This is a genomic window from Micromonospora sp. NBS 11-29 (assembly GCF_002140155.1).
GTDB lineage: Bacteria > Actinomycetota > Actinomycetes > Mycobacteriales > Micromonosporaceae > Micromonospora.
Genome location: NZ_NAPR01000025.1, coordinates 46,053 through 60,761 on the forward strand (window position 1 = coordinate 46,053; position 14,709 = coordinate 60,761).

13 protein-coding genes, 1 pseudogene and 1 riboswitch are annotated in these 14,709 nt (G+C 74.0%); of the genes and pseudogenes, 7 read left to right on the top strand and 7 right to left on the bottom strand.

Annotated elements, in window-relative coordinates; all coding sequences use genetic code 11:
- Window positions 1-1,716, top strand: a 1,716-nt coding sequence (locus B1205_RS32370) for a helix-turn-helix domain-containing protein (RefSeq protein WP_254910200.1), incomplete at its 5' end; no start/stop codon positions are given.
- A gap of 6 nt (window positions 1,717-1,722) precedes the next feature.
- Here the strand turns inward: B1205_RS32370 and B1205_RS25720 are convergent.
- A complete protein-coding gene (locus B1205_RS25720; RefSeq protein WP_089157957.1) occupies window positions 1,723-2,274 on the bottom strand; it encodes a DsbA family protein in 552 nt (183 codons plus the stop codon).
- A 233-nt stretch (window positions 2,275-2,507) separates the two neighbouring features.
- Between B1205_RS25720 and B1205_RS25725 the strand changes: the two genes are divergently transcribed.
- The gene (locus B1205_RS25725; RefSeq protein WP_089157958.1) at window positions 2,508-5,267 is read left to right on the top strand and encodes a cellulose binding domain-containing protein; all 2,760 of its coding nucleotides are present in this window, start codon (window positions 2,508-2,510) and stop codon (window positions 5,265-5,267) included.
- 138 nt (window positions 5,268-5,405) lie between these two features.
- On the opposite strand, the gene B1205_RS25730 is transcribed toward B1205_RS25725, so the two are convergent.
- Entirely contained in the window at window positions 5,406-5,810 is a 405-nt protein-coding gene (locus tag B1205_RS25730; RefSeq protein ID WP_089157959.1) for a hypothetical protein, read from the bottom strand.
- Between the two features lie 412 nt (window positions 5,811-6,222).
- Between B1205_RS25730 and B1205_RS25735 the strand changes: the two genes are divergently transcribed.
- Entirely contained in the window at window positions 6,223-6,582 is a 360-nt protein-coding gene (locus tag B1205_RS25735) for an STAS domain-containing protein (protein ID WP_089157960.1), read from the top strand.
- Window positions 6,583-6,625: 43 nt separating this feature from the next.
- Window positions 6,626-7,138 carry an SRPBCC family protein gene (locus B1205_RS25740; protein ID WP_254910201.1) on the top strand — a complete coding sequence of 171 codons (513 nt, stop codon included), beginning with the start codon at window positions 6,626-6,628 and terminating at the stop codon, window positions 7,136-7,138.
- A 27-nt stretch (window positions 7,139-7,165) separates the two neighbouring features.
- On the opposite strand, the gene B1205_RS25745 is transcribed toward B1205_RS25740, so the two are convergent.
- The 3 genes and pseudogenes from B1205_RS25745 to B1205_RS25755 form a co-directional block, all read right to left on the bottom strand.
- Window positions 7,166-8,272, bottom strand: a complete 1,107-nt coding sequence (locus tag B1205_RS25745) for a coiled-coil domain-containing protein (protein WP_089157990.1) — start codon at window positions 8,270-8,272, stop codon at window positions 7,166-7,168.
- A 7-nt stretch (window positions 8,273-8,279) separates the two neighbouring features.
- Window positions 8,280-8,410: riboswitch (cyclic di-AMP (ydaO/yuaA leader) on the bottom strand.
- 142 nt (window positions 8,411-8,552) lie between these two features.
- Window positions 8,553-9,467 (bottom strand): cation diffusion facilitator family transporter, encoded by a 915-nt coding sequence (locus tag B1205_RS25750; protein ID WP_089157961.1) that lies wholly within the window; start codon window positions 9,465-9,467, stop codon window positions 8,553-8,555.
- 76 nt (window positions 9,468-9,543) lie between these two features.
- Window positions 9,544-11,482, bottom strand: a pseudogene (locus tag B1205_RS25755) (HelD family protein).
- On the opposite strand from B1205_RS25755, the gene B1205_RS32375 reads away from it, so the two are divergent.
- Window positions 11,384-11,773 carry a hypothetical protein gene (locus B1205_RS32375; RefSeq protein ID WP_254910208.1) on the top strand — a complete coding sequence of 130 codons (390 nt, stop codon included), beginning with the start codon at window positions 11,384-11,386 and terminating at the stop codon, window positions 11,771-11,773. The pseudogene B1205_RS25755 and the gene B1205_RS32375 sit on opposite strands and share 99 nt — an antisense overlap.
- 40 nt (window positions 11,774-11,813) lie before the next feature.
- Here B1205_RS32375 and B1205_RS25760 read toward each other — a convergent pair whose 3' ends face one another.
- Window positions 11,814-12,743: an alpha/beta fold hydrolase gene (locus B1205_RS25760; RefSeq protein WP_089157962.1), complete on the bottom strand. Its 930-nt coding sequence runs from the start codon at window positions 12,741-12,743 to the stop codon at window positions 11,814-11,816.
- Between the two features lie 146 nt (window positions 12,744-12,889).
- On the opposite strand from B1205_RS25760, the gene B1205_RS25765 reads away from it, so the two are divergent.
- The gene (locus tag B1205_RS25765) at window positions 12,890-13,525 is read left to right on the top strand and encodes a carbonic anhydrase (protein WP_089157963.1); all 636 of its coding nucleotides are present in this window, start codon (window positions 12,890-12,892) and stop codon (window positions 13,523-13,525) included.
- A gap of 38 nt (window positions 13,526-13,563) precedes the next feature.
- On the opposite strand, the gene B1205_RS25770 is transcribed toward B1205_RS25765, so the two are convergent.
- A complete protein-coding gene (locus tag B1205_RS25770) occupies window positions 13,564-13,893 on the bottom strand; it encodes a hypothetical protein (RefSeq protein ID WP_089157964.1) in 330 nt (109 codons plus the stop codon).
- Window positions 13,894-14,217: 324 nt separating this feature from the next.
- Between B1205_RS25770 and B1205_RS25775 the strand changes: the two genes are divergently transcribed.
- A complete protein-coding gene (locus B1205_RS25775; RefSeq protein WP_089157965.1) occupies window positions 14,218-14,709 on the top strand; it encodes a DUF3145 domain-containing protein in 492 nt (163 codons plus the stop codon).

Here is a 14,709-nt window from a genome sequence, read left to right on the forward strand (position 1 = left end):
GCCGAGGCGCTGCGGCACGCGTTGGCCGCCGGCGAATGGGACGACGCCACCGAGCTGCTGGTCACCCGCTGGCCGGACCTGGCACCGGACGAGCCGACCCGGACCGCCGCGCCGACCCCGCCGGCCCTGTCCGCCCTGCCGGCCCCGCCGGTCCTGTCCGCCCTGCCGACCCTGTCGGCCGAGGACGCCGCCGGAACCGCCGCGCCGGCTCCGCCGGAGCCGTCGGCCGAGGCGGTGCGTCGGGACCCCGAGCTGGCGTTGGCGGCCGCAGCCGAGCGGGCGTACGCCGGGGACCCGGACGCCGCGGCCGGCCAGCTCCGGCGGGCGGTCGCGCACGCCGGTGAGCTGCCGGCGCCGCGCCGGGACCGGTTCCGGCGGCTGGCCACCGCGATCGAGCTGAGCCTGGCCCGGCTCACCGGAAACCACGAGGAGGTACGCCGCGCCGCCGACCGCCTGCTCGCCACCCTCCCCGACGCCGCTCCCGCAGCCGGCGGGGTCGATCCGCGTGCGGGGGTGGACGCGGACGACGTGCGGGCGGTGGCCGGGGCGGCGCAGGGGCTGGTGGCGCTGGCCGCCGGGGAGCTGTCGGCGGCGGGTACGCGGTTCGCGGCGGCGCTCGCGGCGGCACGCCGGGTCGGGCGTCCGCGTACCGAATTGCTCTGCGCCAGCCGGACGGCGCTGCTGGAGGCGGCCCGGGGTGCGCTGCGCAGCGCCGAGGAGCACGCCCTCGCTGCCCTGGCGATGCCGCCCTGCCAGGGCTGGTCGTCCCGGTCGGACTGCGGCCACGCGTACCTGGCGTTGGCGCTGGTGGCCTGGCACCGGGACCGGCCGGCGGAGGCCGCGGCCCACCTGGCGCTCGCCGGGCCGGCCGGCGCGGAGCCGGGCGGGGCGGCCCTGGCCGCGCTCTGCCGGGCCGGGCTGCTGGCCGACGCCGGGGAGCCGGCGGCGGCGTTGCGCGTCCTGGCGGCGGCGCGTGCGGTGGCGCCCGGGCCGGAGCTGGGTGCGTGGCTCACCGCGGGTGAGGCCCAGCTCCGGGCCACGGTCGGCGACCGGGACGGTGCCCGCGCGCTGCTCGACGCGGCCGGTGACGGCGACCCGCCCGATCCGGCGCTGGCACTGGTGGCGGCGCGGTTGCGGCTGGGGGCCGGTGACGCCCGCGCGGCCGAGCGGACGCTGCCCGACTGGCGCGGTCCCGGGGCGCGGGACTGGCCGTTGCCGGTACGGCTGGACGCCGGGCTGCTCGACGCGGCGCTGGCCGGGGCCGGCGGTGACGTCCGGCGGGCCGGACGGCTGCTGGAGGAGGCGCTGGCGCTGGCCGAGCCGGAGGGCTGCCGGCGTGTCTTCGTCCGGGCCGAGCCGGGGGTCCGCGATCTGCTCGCCACGCATCTGGACGCCGGCACGGCGTACTGGGCGACGGTCCACGACCTGCTCCGCGACGTCGACGCGCGGCAGCAGATCGGGAACGGGCGGCAGCAGGCCGGCGACGCGCGGCAGTGGGTCGGCGGTGCGCCGGAGGGGCCGGCCGAGCCGCTGACCGAGCGGGAACTGACCATCCTGCGGTACCTGCAGAGCATCCTGTCCAACGTGGAGATCGCCGCCGAGTTGTCGCTGTCGGTCAACACGGTCAAGACGCACGTCCGCAACATCTACCGCAAGCTCGACGCGACCCGCCGGCGGGAGGCCGTCCGGCGGGCACGCGAGCTGCGGTTGATCTGACCCGGGTCAGGTGTCGGCGGCGGCGTCCACCACGGCCAGCAGCTCGGCCAGGTCGTAGCCGCCGTCGTGGCGGACCTCGTTGACGAAGAGCGTCGGAGTGCCGGTGACGCCGCTGCGGATCCCGCCCACGAAGTCCTGCCGGACCCGGTCGGCGTGGGCCTGCCGGCCCGCCTCCGCGCCGACCTCGTCGGGCGACAGGCCGATCTGCTCGACGCCGAGCGACAGGTGCACCGGGTCGAGCTGGTCCTGGTGCTCGAAGAGCCAGTCGTGCATCTCCCAGAACCGGCCCCGCGCGCCGGCCGCCTCGGCCGTCTCCGCCGCGTTCTCCGCGTACGGGTGGACGTTGGTGATCGGGAAGTGGCGGTACGCCAGCCGCACCACGTCGGCCCGCTGGCGCAGCAGCTCGGCCAGGTTCGGGTACGCGGCCCCGCAGAACCGGCACTGGAAATCGCCGTACTCGACGACCGTGACCGGGGCGTCGGCCGGCCCGCGGACGTGGTCCCGGTCGGACACCGGTACCCGCAGCCGGGCGGTGGTGACCTGCAACGGCGTGGTCATCGGCTCAGCCCGTTCGGCTCACTCATGCCGTCCACCCTGGCGAGCGACCGGGTGAGTCGTCCTCACCCGGGTCGGGTGGCATGGGAGCGCTTCCATCAATCCGTCGACCGGCGTACGCTGAGGGTCCCTCGGCTGCGGGAGCCAGCATGCCGACGGGGAGCCCGGGCAGCTCCCCGACGACGCACCAACCCCTGCTCCCCGTCCCCCTCAGGGCAACCGAGAGGACCGCCCCCATGCGCAGAAGTCTCGCCGGACTGGCCGCCGTCGCGCTGGCCGCCACGGCAGCGGCCGTCGTCGTGCCGCTCGTCGCCACCGGCGTACCCCCGGCCGCCGCCGCGGCCGTCGAGCCGTACACCTGGAAGAACGTCCGGATCGACGGCGGTGGCTTCGTCCCCGGCATCGTCTTCAACCCGACCGAGAAGAACCTGATCTACGCGCGGACCGACATCGGCGGGGCGTACCGCTGGGAGCAGGCGACCCGGTCGTGGACGCCGCTGCTGGACTGGGTCGGCGCGGATCGCTGGGGTTGGAACGGCGTGGTCAGCCTCGCCACCGACCCGGTGCAGACCAACCGGGTGTACGCGGCGGTCGGCATGTACACCAACGACTGGGACCCGAACAACGGGGCGATCCTGCGCTCGACCGACAAGGGCGCCACCTGGCAGGCCACCGCGCTGCCGTTCAAGAACGGCGGCAACATGCCCGGCCGGGGCATGGGGGAGCGGCTGGCGGTCGACCCGAACCGCAACAGCGTGCTCTACTACGGCGCCGAGGGCGGCAACGGGCTGTGGCGCAGCACCGACTACGGGGCGACCTGGGCGAAGGTCACCGCCTTCCCGAACGTCGGCAACTACCGGGCCGACCCGAACGACAGCACCGGCTACCAGAGCCAGAACCAGGGCCTGACCTGGGTGAGCTTCGACAAGAGCACCGGTACGGCCGGCGCCGCCACGAAGACGATCTACGTGGGTGTGGCGGACAAGCAGAACCCGGTCTACCGCAGCACCGACGCCGGCGTGACCTGGGAACGGATTCCCGGCCAGCCCACCGGCTACCTCGCCCACAAGGGCGTGGTGGACCCGGTCGGCGGCTTCCTCTACATCGCCACCAGCGACACCGGCGGGCCGTACGACGGCGGCAAGGGCGACGTGTGGAAGTTCAACCGGGCCACCGCCGCCTGGACGCGGATCAGCCCGGTCCCGTCGTCCAGCGGGGACGCCTACTTCGGCTACTCCGGGCTGACCATCGACCGCCAGCACCCGAACACGCTGATGGTCGCCACCCAGATCTCCTGGTGGCCGGACGCGATCTTCTGGCGCAGCACCGACGGCGGCGCGACCTGGACCCGGATCTGGGACTTCACCAGCTATCCGAACCGCAGCAAGAAGTACGCCATGGACGTCAGCTCGGTGCCGTGGCTGACGTTCGGCGCCAACCCGGCGCCGCCGGAGGAGACCCCGAAGCTGGGCTGGATGAACGAGTCGTTGGAGATCGACCCGTTCGACAGCGACCGGATGATGTACGGCACCGGCGCGACGATCTACGGCACCACCGGCCTGACGAAGTGGGACACCGGCGGCACGTTCACCATCACGCCGATGGTGAAGGGGCTGGAGGAGACCGCCGCGCTCGACCTGATCAGCCCGCCCACCGGGGCGCCGCTGATCAGCGGGCTCGGCGACATCGGCGGCTTCCGCCACACCGACCTCGACGCGGTCCCGCCGATGATGTTCACCCAGCCGGTCTTCACCAGCACCACCAGCCTCGACTACGCCGAGACCAAGCCGGCGGTCATGGTCCGGGCCGGCAACTTCACCGACTCCGACCGGCCCAACGACAGCCATGTGGCCTTCTCCACCGACGGCGGCGCGAACTGGTTCCAGGGCACCGAACCGGGCGGCGTCAACAACGGTGGGACGGTGGCCGCGTCCGCCGACGGCAGCCAGTTCGTCTGGTCGCCCGGTGACGCCGGGCAGCAGGTGATCCGCTCGGTCGGCTTCGGCAACTCGTGGACCGCCGCCACCGGCATCCCGGCCAACGCCGTCGTCGAGTCCGACCGGGTCAACCCGAACAAGTTCTACGGGTTCAGCGGCGGGAAGTTCTACGTCAGCACCAACGGCGGCGCGGCGTTCACCGCCACCGCGGCGACCGGGCTGCCCACCACCGGGGTGAAGTTCAAGGCGCTGCCCGGTGTCGAGGGCGACATCTGGCTGGCCGGCGAGGGGGGCCTCTGGCACTCCACCAACTCCGGCGCGAGCTTCACCAGGGCGGCCGGCGTGTCCACGGCGGTGAACGTCGGCTTCGGCAAGGCGGCGCCCGGGAAGACGTACCCGGCGTTGTTCACCGTCGGCACGGTCGACGGCACGCACGGGGTGTACCGCTCCGACGACGCCGGCGCGACCTGGGTGCGGATCAACGACGACAAGCACCAGTACGGCAACGCCGGCGAGGCGCTCACCGGTGACCCGCGCGTCTACGGGCGGGTCTACCTGGGCACCAACGGCCGGGGCGTCCTGGTGGCGGACCGCCTCGGCGGCACGCCCAGCCCGACGCCGACCTCGACCGGCCCGACGCCGACCTCGTCGCCGAGCCCCACCCCGACGCCCACGTCCCCCAGCCCGACCCCGACGTCGTCGCCGTCCCCGACCCCGACGCCCACGTCACCCGGCCCGACCCCGACCGGGCGTGGCTGCGCCGCCACGTACGCGGTGACGAACACCTGGCCGGGCGGCTTCCAGGGGGAGGTGACGGTGCGCAACTCGGGCACCGCGCCGATCGCCGGTTGGACGCTGACCTGGACCTTCCCCGACGGCCAGCGGATCGTCCAGCTCTGGAGCGGCTCCTACACCCAGAGCGGCGCGGTCGTCACGGTGACCGACGCCGGCTGGAACGGCCCCCTGGCCGTAAGCGCATCCACCACGTTCGGCTTCACCGCCACCACCTCGACCACCACCAACCGCCCCCCGACCACCATCTCCTGCACCCCCCGCTAGTCCCCCCACTCGGTCGATCATGAAGTTGACCGGCCCGGAGAACGCTCTCCCGCCCGTCAACTTCATGATCGCCGAGATCGGGGCACGATGAACGGTGGCCGTCCCCTGGGGAGGGGGCGGCCACCGGTCGGGTTTGGGTCAGCCGTCTTGGTTGGCGGGGGAGTTGGGGCGGTCGACGTCGACGAACTCGATCTCGTCGGTGTTCTGTTCCCGGCTGCCGGCGGCGCGGGCGGCGGTGCCGGCAGCCCAGCCGATGGCGGCACCGGCCAGGGTCGCCGCGATCAGCAGCGTCCAGGGCAGCGCGGGACGACGACCGGCGAGCGCGTCGAAGGCGAGGCTGGCCCGACGGCGTGCCTCGTCCGCGGCGGAGCCGACCAGGTCGGTGGCGTCGTCGGCCAGACCGGAGGAGTTGCGGCGCGCGACGCGGGTGGCGTCCCGCACGCTGTCACCGGCGGAGCCGACGGCGGAGAGCAGGTGCTGCCACGCCTGGTCCGCGACCCGCTCCGGCTTGCTCCGGCGGTCGATCAGACTGGATCCGAACATCGTGCTACCTCCTCCTTGGCGAAGCCCGTCGGCCAGTCGGACTTCGGCGTTCATCCGGCGCGTCACGGTTCACTCCTCCGGGCAGTGCCCAGCCCGTCGCCGCACCAAACCGGTTCGCCGAAGGCGGCGGGCCGGATCCCGTCGTACGCGCCGGGGGCGGGTGCGGCCATGGGGTGCGCGGAGCCGCTACCCTTGGTCGGCGGATCGGCTGGCCGACCCGGTCGTTCGGCCGGTCACGGATCCGCGTTGAAGTGGAAATTGGAACCCGGAAGTCCGGATTGAGTTCGCCCAGGTGTGCCCAGTCCGCGAATTGCTCATCCCGGGGGGTGGCGACCGGGGCTGTTGGAGGAATACTCTCGGTCGCGGCCCGCGTACTGATGAGGCGCCCGTAGGGGCGAGTGGAGGTGCTCGCGTGAGCCTGTCGATCGTGAAGTCGTTGCGGCCCGGTGGTGTCGTCCAGATCGCGCCCCGTGGGGAGATCGACGTCGACACCGCGTACGAGGTGCGGGAAGCCATCGCCGAGGTGCTCTCGAAGAGCCGTCCCGCCCGGATCGAGCTGAACATGCGGCTCGTCACGTTCATCGACTCCGTCGGCATCAGCGCGATGGTCGCCGGCTTCCAGACCTGCGAGGTCAGCAGCGTCAAGCTCATCGTCACCGAGCCCAGCCGCTTCGTGCACCGGCAGCTCTGGGTGACCGGTCTGCTCGGCCTCTTCGGTGCGCCGGAGCCGTGGTTCGCCGACGACGCTCCCGAGGTGCTCCCCGGCGCCTGAGTCGCCGCCCACGCCCCCCGCCGCCAGGGGGACCTTCGACCCGTTGCCAGTCCGGCTCCGGTACGGGACGATCGTCCGGACCCACGACGGCGAGGGGGACGGGTTGCAGAGCAGCGACAGCTTCAGCTACACCGTGCAGGCCCGGTGCAGCCGGGCGGACGCGGTGACCCTGCTCGGTGACCTGAGCCGGCAGGGCGAGCTGCACCCGCTGATCGTGCGCGTCCGCCAGGTGCCGTCCCGGCCGGGCGCGCTGGCCAGCTACGCGATCACCGATCGACTGGAACTCGGTCCGCTGCACTTCCCGGTGACCTACCAGGCGGACGTGCTGGTCGCGAACGAGGACGAGGTGGTCACCGTCGCCCGGCAGCAGCCCGCGACGACGGTCCGCAACCACACCCGGCTGCGGGACGAGCCGGACGGCGTGGTGCGGATCGACGTGGAGATCACGCTCACCGCGCCGGCGCCGCTGTTCGGCTACGCGTTCCGCCAGGCCAGGGCGGCCCATCTGGGCCTCGCCGCCCGCCTCGGCGCCACCCTGGAGGGGCGGCCGGCCTGAGCCGGCCCGCCCCCCACCGCGACGGGGTCAGTACACCGACAGGTGTACGTGGTTGGTGTGGTCGCTGGACGGGTCGCCGTTACCGCCGCTGTACGACTTCCAGCCGCTGCTGGGCAGCCAGATCTGCTTGAACCAGATCACGTAGAGCACGGCGAGCGGGTCGGCGTTGCGCACGAAGTACGCCGCCAGGTTGTTGCCGTACGTCCGGTCGCCGCCGCTGGCCACGCCGCCGAAGCCGTTCTTCTGCGCCGCGAAGTCGCAGGCCCGCCCCTTCGGGTGTTCGCCCGAGCCGCTCGGCCGGTGGCAGGAGACGTACCGGGTGAAGCCGGCGGCCTTGGCCTGTTGCAGCGCGTGCAGCGTGCGGGGGGTGATGCAGCCGCTGGCCGGCGTCGGGTCGTTGACGCTGCACGACTCCGCCGGCCACGAGCCGTCGGAGTTGCGTTTGGCCGGCTTCGCGTTCGCCGTGGAGGTGCCCCGGGCGCTGCTGCCGCTGCTGCCGCCGCCGCTGGTGCCGTCGTCGTCGTCGGCAGCGGCGGCGGCTCGCTTGTTCGCCGCCTCCAGCGCCCGCTCGGCCTGCTCCTTGCGCTTGCCCATCACGGTGACCTGCTTGCGCTGCTCGCGGATCTCGCCGTCGAGCGCGGCACGGGTGCGGACCGCCTCGTCCCGGGTGGCGATCAGCTCGCGCAGCGTGCGGTCCTCGTGCGCGGCGACCGTCTCCAGCGCCGCGGCCCGGTCCATGAAGCCTTCCGGGCTGGTGCTGCCGAGCAGCGCCGCGGCGGTGCCCATCCGGCCGGTGCGGTACGCCACCTCGGCGATTTCGCCGACCTTCGCGTCGCGCACGGTCAGTTCCGCGTCGATCGTCTTCAGGCGCTCGTTGAGCTGCTTCTGGCGGGTCACCGACCGGTTCAGCGCGGCCTTGGCCTCCAGCCAGCCCTTGCTGGCCGCGTCGAGCTGGGCGCGCAGCGTCGGCGTGCCGCCCTCGTCGTCGTCGCCGGGCGCGGCGGCGAGCAGACCGGTCGGAAGCGCCGCCGAGGCGGGGGAGACCGGTACGGTCGCGACGCCGAGGGCGAGCGTCGCGACGAGCAGGGCCGCCAACCGGGCGGCCGTCCGTCGGGCAGGTGCCACTGGGGGCATGTCCATGTGTCCTTCCGTCAACCGCCGACCGGGTTAGCTGACGGGTTCGGGACGGAAGATCCCTACCGCTGACGCGGATGCACCCCACGTACGTGGTTCCCCGGCTCGCCCCTGCGGGCGATTAGGCGACGGTCGCTCCGCGACGCCGGTGTGACGCCTGCGGTGTGGCCGCGACCGAGCCTACCGGCGCTGCCCGACGCCGGCTCCGTCGACCGGAGCCGGTTATCCGCTCAAAGCCGGCATCCGTCACAATAGCCACGCGGATTTAAGTTTGTCCTAACTACCACTCGGTCGGGCCACACGCCCCGGCGGACGCTCCGGGTTCGATCTGCAACGTGGCGTGATCGATCGAGAAGTCCTCGTGCAACGCGGCCCGGGCGGCGGCCAGCACGGTGGCGACCTCGGCGCCCGGATCGGTGGTCAGGTGCGCCGACGCCACCTCCATGCCCGAGGTGAGCGTCCAGACGTGCAGGTCGTGCACCTCCGCCACGCCCGGCACGGCGGTCAGCCGGTCGTGCACCGCGGTGACCTGGAGGTGCTCCGGGGCGGCCTGCACCAGGATGCGCACCGCGGCCCGGCCGAGCCGCCAGGTGCGGGGCAGGATGAACAGGCCGATCGCCACGGCGACCAGCGGGTCCACCCACCACCAGTCGGTGACGGTGAGGACCAGCGCGGCGGCGATCACCCCGAGCGAGCCGAGCAGGTCGCCGAGCACCTCCAGGTACGCGCCGCGCAGGTTGATGCTCTCCTGCGCCCCGGCCCGCAGCAGCGCGAAGGCGACCACGTTGGCGAGCAGCCCGAGCACGGCCACCACGAGCATCGGCCCGGCGAGCACCTCCGGCGGCTCGCCGAAGCGGCGTACCGCCTCGACCAGGACGTAGACCGCGACGGCGCCGAGCAGCACGGCGTTGGCCAGCGCGGCGAGCACCTCCAGCCGGTAGAGGCCGAACGTGCGCTGCGGGTCGGCCTCGGCCCGGCGGGTGGCGGTGATCGCCGCGAGCGCCATGCCGATGCCGAGCACATCGGTGAACATGTGCCCGGCGTCGGAGAGCAGCGCGAGCGAGCCGGTCGTCACGGCGGCCACCGCCTCGACCAGCATCAGCACGGTGAGCAGCGCGAACGCCGCCCAGAGCCGACCTCGATGGCGGTGCGCCGCGTTGGTCACCGCACCGCTGTGGTCATGACCTGCGCCCACGCACACACCCTCCCGCCCCGTGGCCCGGACAGGCTCAATCTATGCTCACATCGCTATGTGTGCAAGTGAGTGCGGTTCACCCCACCGGGTCGAGCGTGGTGAGGCGCTGAGTGGCCCGGGACAACGCCACGTAGAGCGTGCGCACCCCGGAACCCGGGTCGGCCCGGATCTCGCTCGGCGCGACCAGCACCACCCCGTCGTACTCCATGCCCTTCGCCTGGAGGCTGGTCACCACCTGGAGCCGCCCGCCGCCGAGGTCGCCCAGCCAGCCGGCCACCTCGTCCCGGCGCGGCACCGGCGTGATCACGCCGACCGTGCCCTCCACCTCGCCCAGCAGCGTCCGGGCCGCCTCGACGGTGGCCGCCGGCAGGTCGGCGGCGGGCACGGTGCGCTCGACCGGCGGCACGCCGGTGGACCGCACCGCGTCGGGCAACGTCAGGTCCGGATAGAGCCGGCGGATCTCCGCCGCCGCCACGGCGAAGATCTCCGCCGAGTTGCGGTAGTTGGTGGTCAGCTCGTAACGGTGCCGGGGGCGTCGCCCCAGCGCCTGGTCACGCGCCCGGTCCAACTCCTGCGGGTCGCCGGTCCAGGCGGTCTGCGCCGGATCGCCCACCACCGTCCACGACGCCAGCCGCCCGCGCCGCCCGACCATCCGCCACTGCATCGGCGAGACGTCCTGCGACTCGTCCACCACCACGTGCGCGTAGTCGCGGTAGTCCGTCGGCCGCTCCCGGGCCGCCGCCCGCGCGGCACGCTGTCGATCCGCGTACGTGCTCAGCTCGCGCACGCCGCCGGCGAGCCGGTACGGGTCCCGCTTCGGCCGCGCCCGCTGCACCGGCTTGCCGAGCAGCGCGTCCAGCTCGTCGAGCAGGGCGATGTCGGCGACGGTCAGCCCCTCGACGTCGAGCGTCCGGTACGCGTCGGTGAGCAGCCGGATCTCGGCCGAGGAGAGGATCCCGCCGGCGTAGCGGCGCAGCCGTTCGGGACGGGCGAGCCAGCCCAGCACATGACGCGGGTGCAGCCGGGGCCACCAGGCCTTGAGGAACTCCCGGAACTCCGGCCGTTCGATGATCTCGTCCTCGAACACGGGCTGCTCCGGCAGCCGGCCCACCCGCAGCCTGCGGGCCTGCGCGAAGAGCGCGGCCAGCACGGCGTCGAACGCCGCCCGGCGTACCTCGTTGCGGCGGGCGCCCCGGCTCAGCGTGCGGTCGCGCACCGCGTCCAGCGCCGGGCGCTCCAGCCGCAGCAGCTCGCCCCGGTAGAGCAGGCGCAGCTCGGCCGGGGAGTCCGGCACCGCGTCCCGGACGGCCCGCTCCAGCACCCGGCGCATCCGCAGCGAGCCCTTCACCGCCGCCACCGCCGGGGGGTCGGTCCGGGTCGCGGACAGGCCCGGGAAGAGCGAGCCGAGCGAGTGCAGCGTGGCCGTCTCCTCGCCGAGCGAGGGCAGCACCGACGCGATGTACTCGACGAACACACCCGAGGGGCCGACCACCAGGATGCCGCCGCCGGCGTAGCGGGACCGGTCGGAATAGAGCAGGTACGCGGCCCGGTGCAGCGCCACCGCCGTCTTGCCGGTGCCCGGCCNGGAGACGATCGTCACGCCGTTGCCGGGGGAGCGGATCGCCTCGTCCTGCTCGCGCTGGATGGTGGCGACGATGTCCCGCATTCCCCGACCGGTGGCCCGGGACAGCGTGGCCAGCAACGCCCCGTCGCCGACCACCGCCATGTCCGGCGGCGCGGCCTGCGGATCCAGCAGGTCGTCCTCGATCCGGGTCACCTTCTCGGCGGCGGACTGGATCGTGCGCCGGCGCACCACGCCGCGCGGCTCGGCGGGCGTGGCCTGGTAGAACGCGGCGGCGGCCGGGGCCCGCCAGNAGCGTCTGGGCGTCCGCCGCGCGCACACCGAGGCGGCCGACGTGCAGCACCTGGCCGGTCCGCAGGTCCAGCCGGCCGAAGACCAACCCCTCGTGCTCGGCGTCGAGCACGTGCCGGCGCTGGGCGGCGTGGAAGACCATCGCGTCCCGCTCGACCAGCGCGCCGAAGTTACCGACCCGGGCCAGCTGGTAGCCCTCCCGCTCGGCCTCGGCGGCGGACCGGCGCAGTTCGGCCAGCCGGGCGTACACCCGGTCGAGGTGCCGCTGCTCGGCGGCGATCTCCTGGTCCAGCGTGCTCTGGTCGGTCAACGCGGTGCTCCTGTGGTCGGACGGCACGACGGGCTGATCGAGGGTACGGGCCCCCGGCAACCACAGCGCCGGGGCATGCCGCCGACGTGGCCTACGTCGGCCCCGACCCTCCGCCGATCATGACGTTACCGGCACCGGATGTTCGGGTTCGTCCCCGCCAACCTCATGATCGCCGGGTCGGGAGCGAGGGCTCGGCGGCGGTCAGGACCTGGTCCAGCACCCCGGCCACCGCGTTGGTGACCTCGTCGGGGCGCTCCATCATCAGCATGTGGCCGGCGCCCGGGCAGACGGTCAGCTCGGCGGTGGGCAGCGCCGCCGCGATGGACTCGGCGCACGGCGGCGGGGTGAGCCGGTCCCGGTCGCCGACCAGCGCGGCGGCCGGCAGCCGGCCCAGGGCGGTCAGCGTCTCCAGCCGGTGCTGGGCGCCGATCGAGGCGCGGAACCCGCCGATCGAACGCAGTGTGGCCCGGGCCACCGCGGAGGTGACCAACCGGATGTCGGCCGGGTCGCACCGGTCGCCGAAGAGCATCCAGCGGATGCTCGGTCGCAGCGCCCGCAGCAACGCGTGCGGCGGTCGCCAGCCGCCGCAGCGGGCCAGCACCTCGGCGCCGGTGGTCTCGGCGAGGCGGATCAGCCGGGCGATCCGGGGCGAGAGCCCGTAGACCGTGTGCGTGTGCCCCTCGGCGGTGGTCGAGACGAAGACCAGCCCGGCGGTGCGGGCGGCGAACCGGTCGGGGTGGCGGTGGGCGTACTCCATCACGGTCATCCCGCCCATCGAGTGCCCGACCAGCACCACCGGCCCGGCCGGGGCGACCTCGTCGACCACCGCGGCCAGGTCGTCGCCGAGCTGGGCCAGCGTGGCGTCGCGCCGGGTCAGGCAGCTCGACCGGCCGTGCCCCCGCGCGTCGTAGGTGACCAGGCGCACCCGGTCGGCGAAGCGGTCCCGCAGGTGGGTGAGCTGGCGGTGCCAGCTACGCCCGTCCAGCGTCCAACCGTGCAGCAGCACCACGGTGACCTCGGCGTGCGCCGGCCCGGACACGGTGACGTGCAGGCGTACGTCGTCAGGAAGCCGCAGCTCCCGGTGCTCCGGCATGATCCACCTCCCCCGACGGGCGTGCCACCGGCAGTGACCCGGCGGTGACACCGGCGTTACCCACGACGGCACCACGGCAACCGGGGACGGTGCGGAGATTCGCCGTCCACGCCCGCGGCGTCGCGTCGGTGACCAGGCTGGATGGCATGCCGTCCACTCCCGCCGCCCGGACGCCGCGGGCCGCCCTGGCCGAACTGCTCGCCGGCAACCGCCGCTTCGTCAGCGGCCAGCCGGTGCACGGCCACGACGTGACGGCCGCCGCGGCGGTGGCGTCCGGCGACCAGCAGCCGTACGCGGTGGTGCTGGGCTGCATCGACTCCCGGGTGCCGCTGGAGGCGATCTTCGACCAGACCTTCGGTTCGATCTGCGTGATCCGCACCGGCGCGCATGTGCTGGACCGGGCGGTCTGCGGCTCGATCGAGTACGTGGTGGGGCAGCTGGGCGTACGGCTGGTGATGGTGCTCGGCCACGAACGGTGCGGCGCGGTCGGCTCGGCGGTCGACGCGCTGCGCACCGGACGGCGCCCCGGCGGTGCGCTGGCGTACGTGGTGGACCGGATCGTCCCGGCGGTGGCCGAGGTCGGCGTGGACGACCCGGCCGCCCACCCGCTGGCGGTCCGCCGGCACGTACGGCGCACGGTGGCCGCGTTACGCGCCGACGACCTGCTGGCCGCGCCGGTGGCCGCGGGGGAGGTGGCCGTGGTCGGCGCGCTCTACGACCTCGCCACCGGCGAGGTCACGCTGCTGCCGGAGGGGGAGACGCGAAACCGCCCGCCGGGGTGACCCCGGCGGGCGGTCGCGGTGGTGCGGGTCGAGGACGCTCAGCCCTCGAAGACACCGGCCTCGACGAGACGCTTCTCGGTGGCGTCCCAGCCGTGGTCCGGGTAGGACGCGGCCAGGCCGTTGATCTCGGCGCGGATCTTGGTGGCGTGGCCGGCGGAGGCCAGCGTCCGGATCTCCTCGACGAAGGCGTCCGAGTCGGTGCGCAGGTGCGCGGTCTTGCCGTTGGTCAGGTTGCGCACGTAGGCGTGCTTGCCGCCGTTGAGCGGGATCAGGTACTTGAACTCGCCCAGCACGCTGAGGGCGCCACCCTGGCCAGCCTGGCCGGCCCGGACTGACGCGCGCGCGGTCTTAGAGGTGTTGCTCGCCACGGAGGTACTCCTTGCAGACGTACGGTGGGGACGGGATCGTCCGGGGGCTGTGCGAGTGACGCCCGGGTGGGCGTCGGCCCGCGAAGACGTGCGGCGGCACAGAACCGCCCAGAGAACTGTACACGAACCCGACGCCTGGCTGGTCGTCGCGCCGTCACCGGAGACAACCGGGTCGCCCACCCGGGTATTTCCCGCCGCCCGACCCCGGCGAGTTTTCCGATTCGCTGGCGCACCACCTGTCACAACGGTCATCATGTGTGCCAGGGGCCACTCGGGTGACGAGGTCGTAGGGGAAGACGCACCTCGGCTCACCGGGAGGTCACCGTGCCAACGCGTGGCGTCGTATACGTCCACTCGACCCCGCTCGCCGTGTGCTCGCACGTCGAGTGGGCGATCGCGCGCGTCCTCGCCGCGCCGGTCAACCTGCACTGGACGGCGCAACCCGTCGATCCCGGCGCCCGCCGCGCCGAGTGCGGCTGGACCGGCAGCCCGGGGACGGGCGCCGAGCTGGCCGCTGCCCTCCGGCAGTGGCCCATGATCCGTTTCGAGGTGACCGAGGAACCCAGTCCCGGCGTCGACGGCGAGCGCTTCATGTACGTCCCCGGCCGGGGCCTGTTCCGGGCCACCGTGGGCGCCGCCGGCGACATCCAGCTCGGCGAGGACCGGCTGCGTGCCCTGATGGCCGCGGCCCGCGCCCCGGAGGCGCTCGCCCACGCCCTGGACAAGGCGCTCGGCACCGCCTGGGACGCCGAGTTGGAGCCCTACCGGTACGCCGGCGACGGCGCCCCGGTGACGCTGCTCACCCGGGTGGGGTGA

Coding starts and splice junctions, on each gene's coding strand:
- B1205_RS25765 (WP_089157963.1), top strand. CDS start 12,890: ATGCCGTCCACTCCCGCCGCCCGGACGCCGCGGGCCGCCCTGGCCGAA.
- B1205_RS25720 (WP_089157957.1), bottom strand. CDS start 2,274: ATGACCACGCCGTTGCAGGTCACCACCGCCCGGCTGCGGGTACCGGTG.
- B1205_RS25725 (WP_089157958.1), top strand. CDS start 2,508: ATGCGCAGAAGTCTCGCCGGACTGGCCGCCGTCGCGCTGGCCGCCACG.
- B1205_RS25730 (WP_089157959.1), bottom strand. CDS start 5,810: ATGTTCGGATCCAGTCTGATCGACCGCCGGAGCAAGCCGGAGCGGGTC.
- B1205_RS25745 (WP_089157990.1), bottom strand. CDS start 8,272: ATGCCCCCAGTGGCACCTGCCCGACGGACGGCCGCCCGGTTGGCGGCC.
- B1205_RS25760 (WP_089157962.1), bottom strand. CDS start 12,743: ATGCCGGAGCACCGGGAGCTGCGGCTTCCTGACGACGTACGCCTGCAC.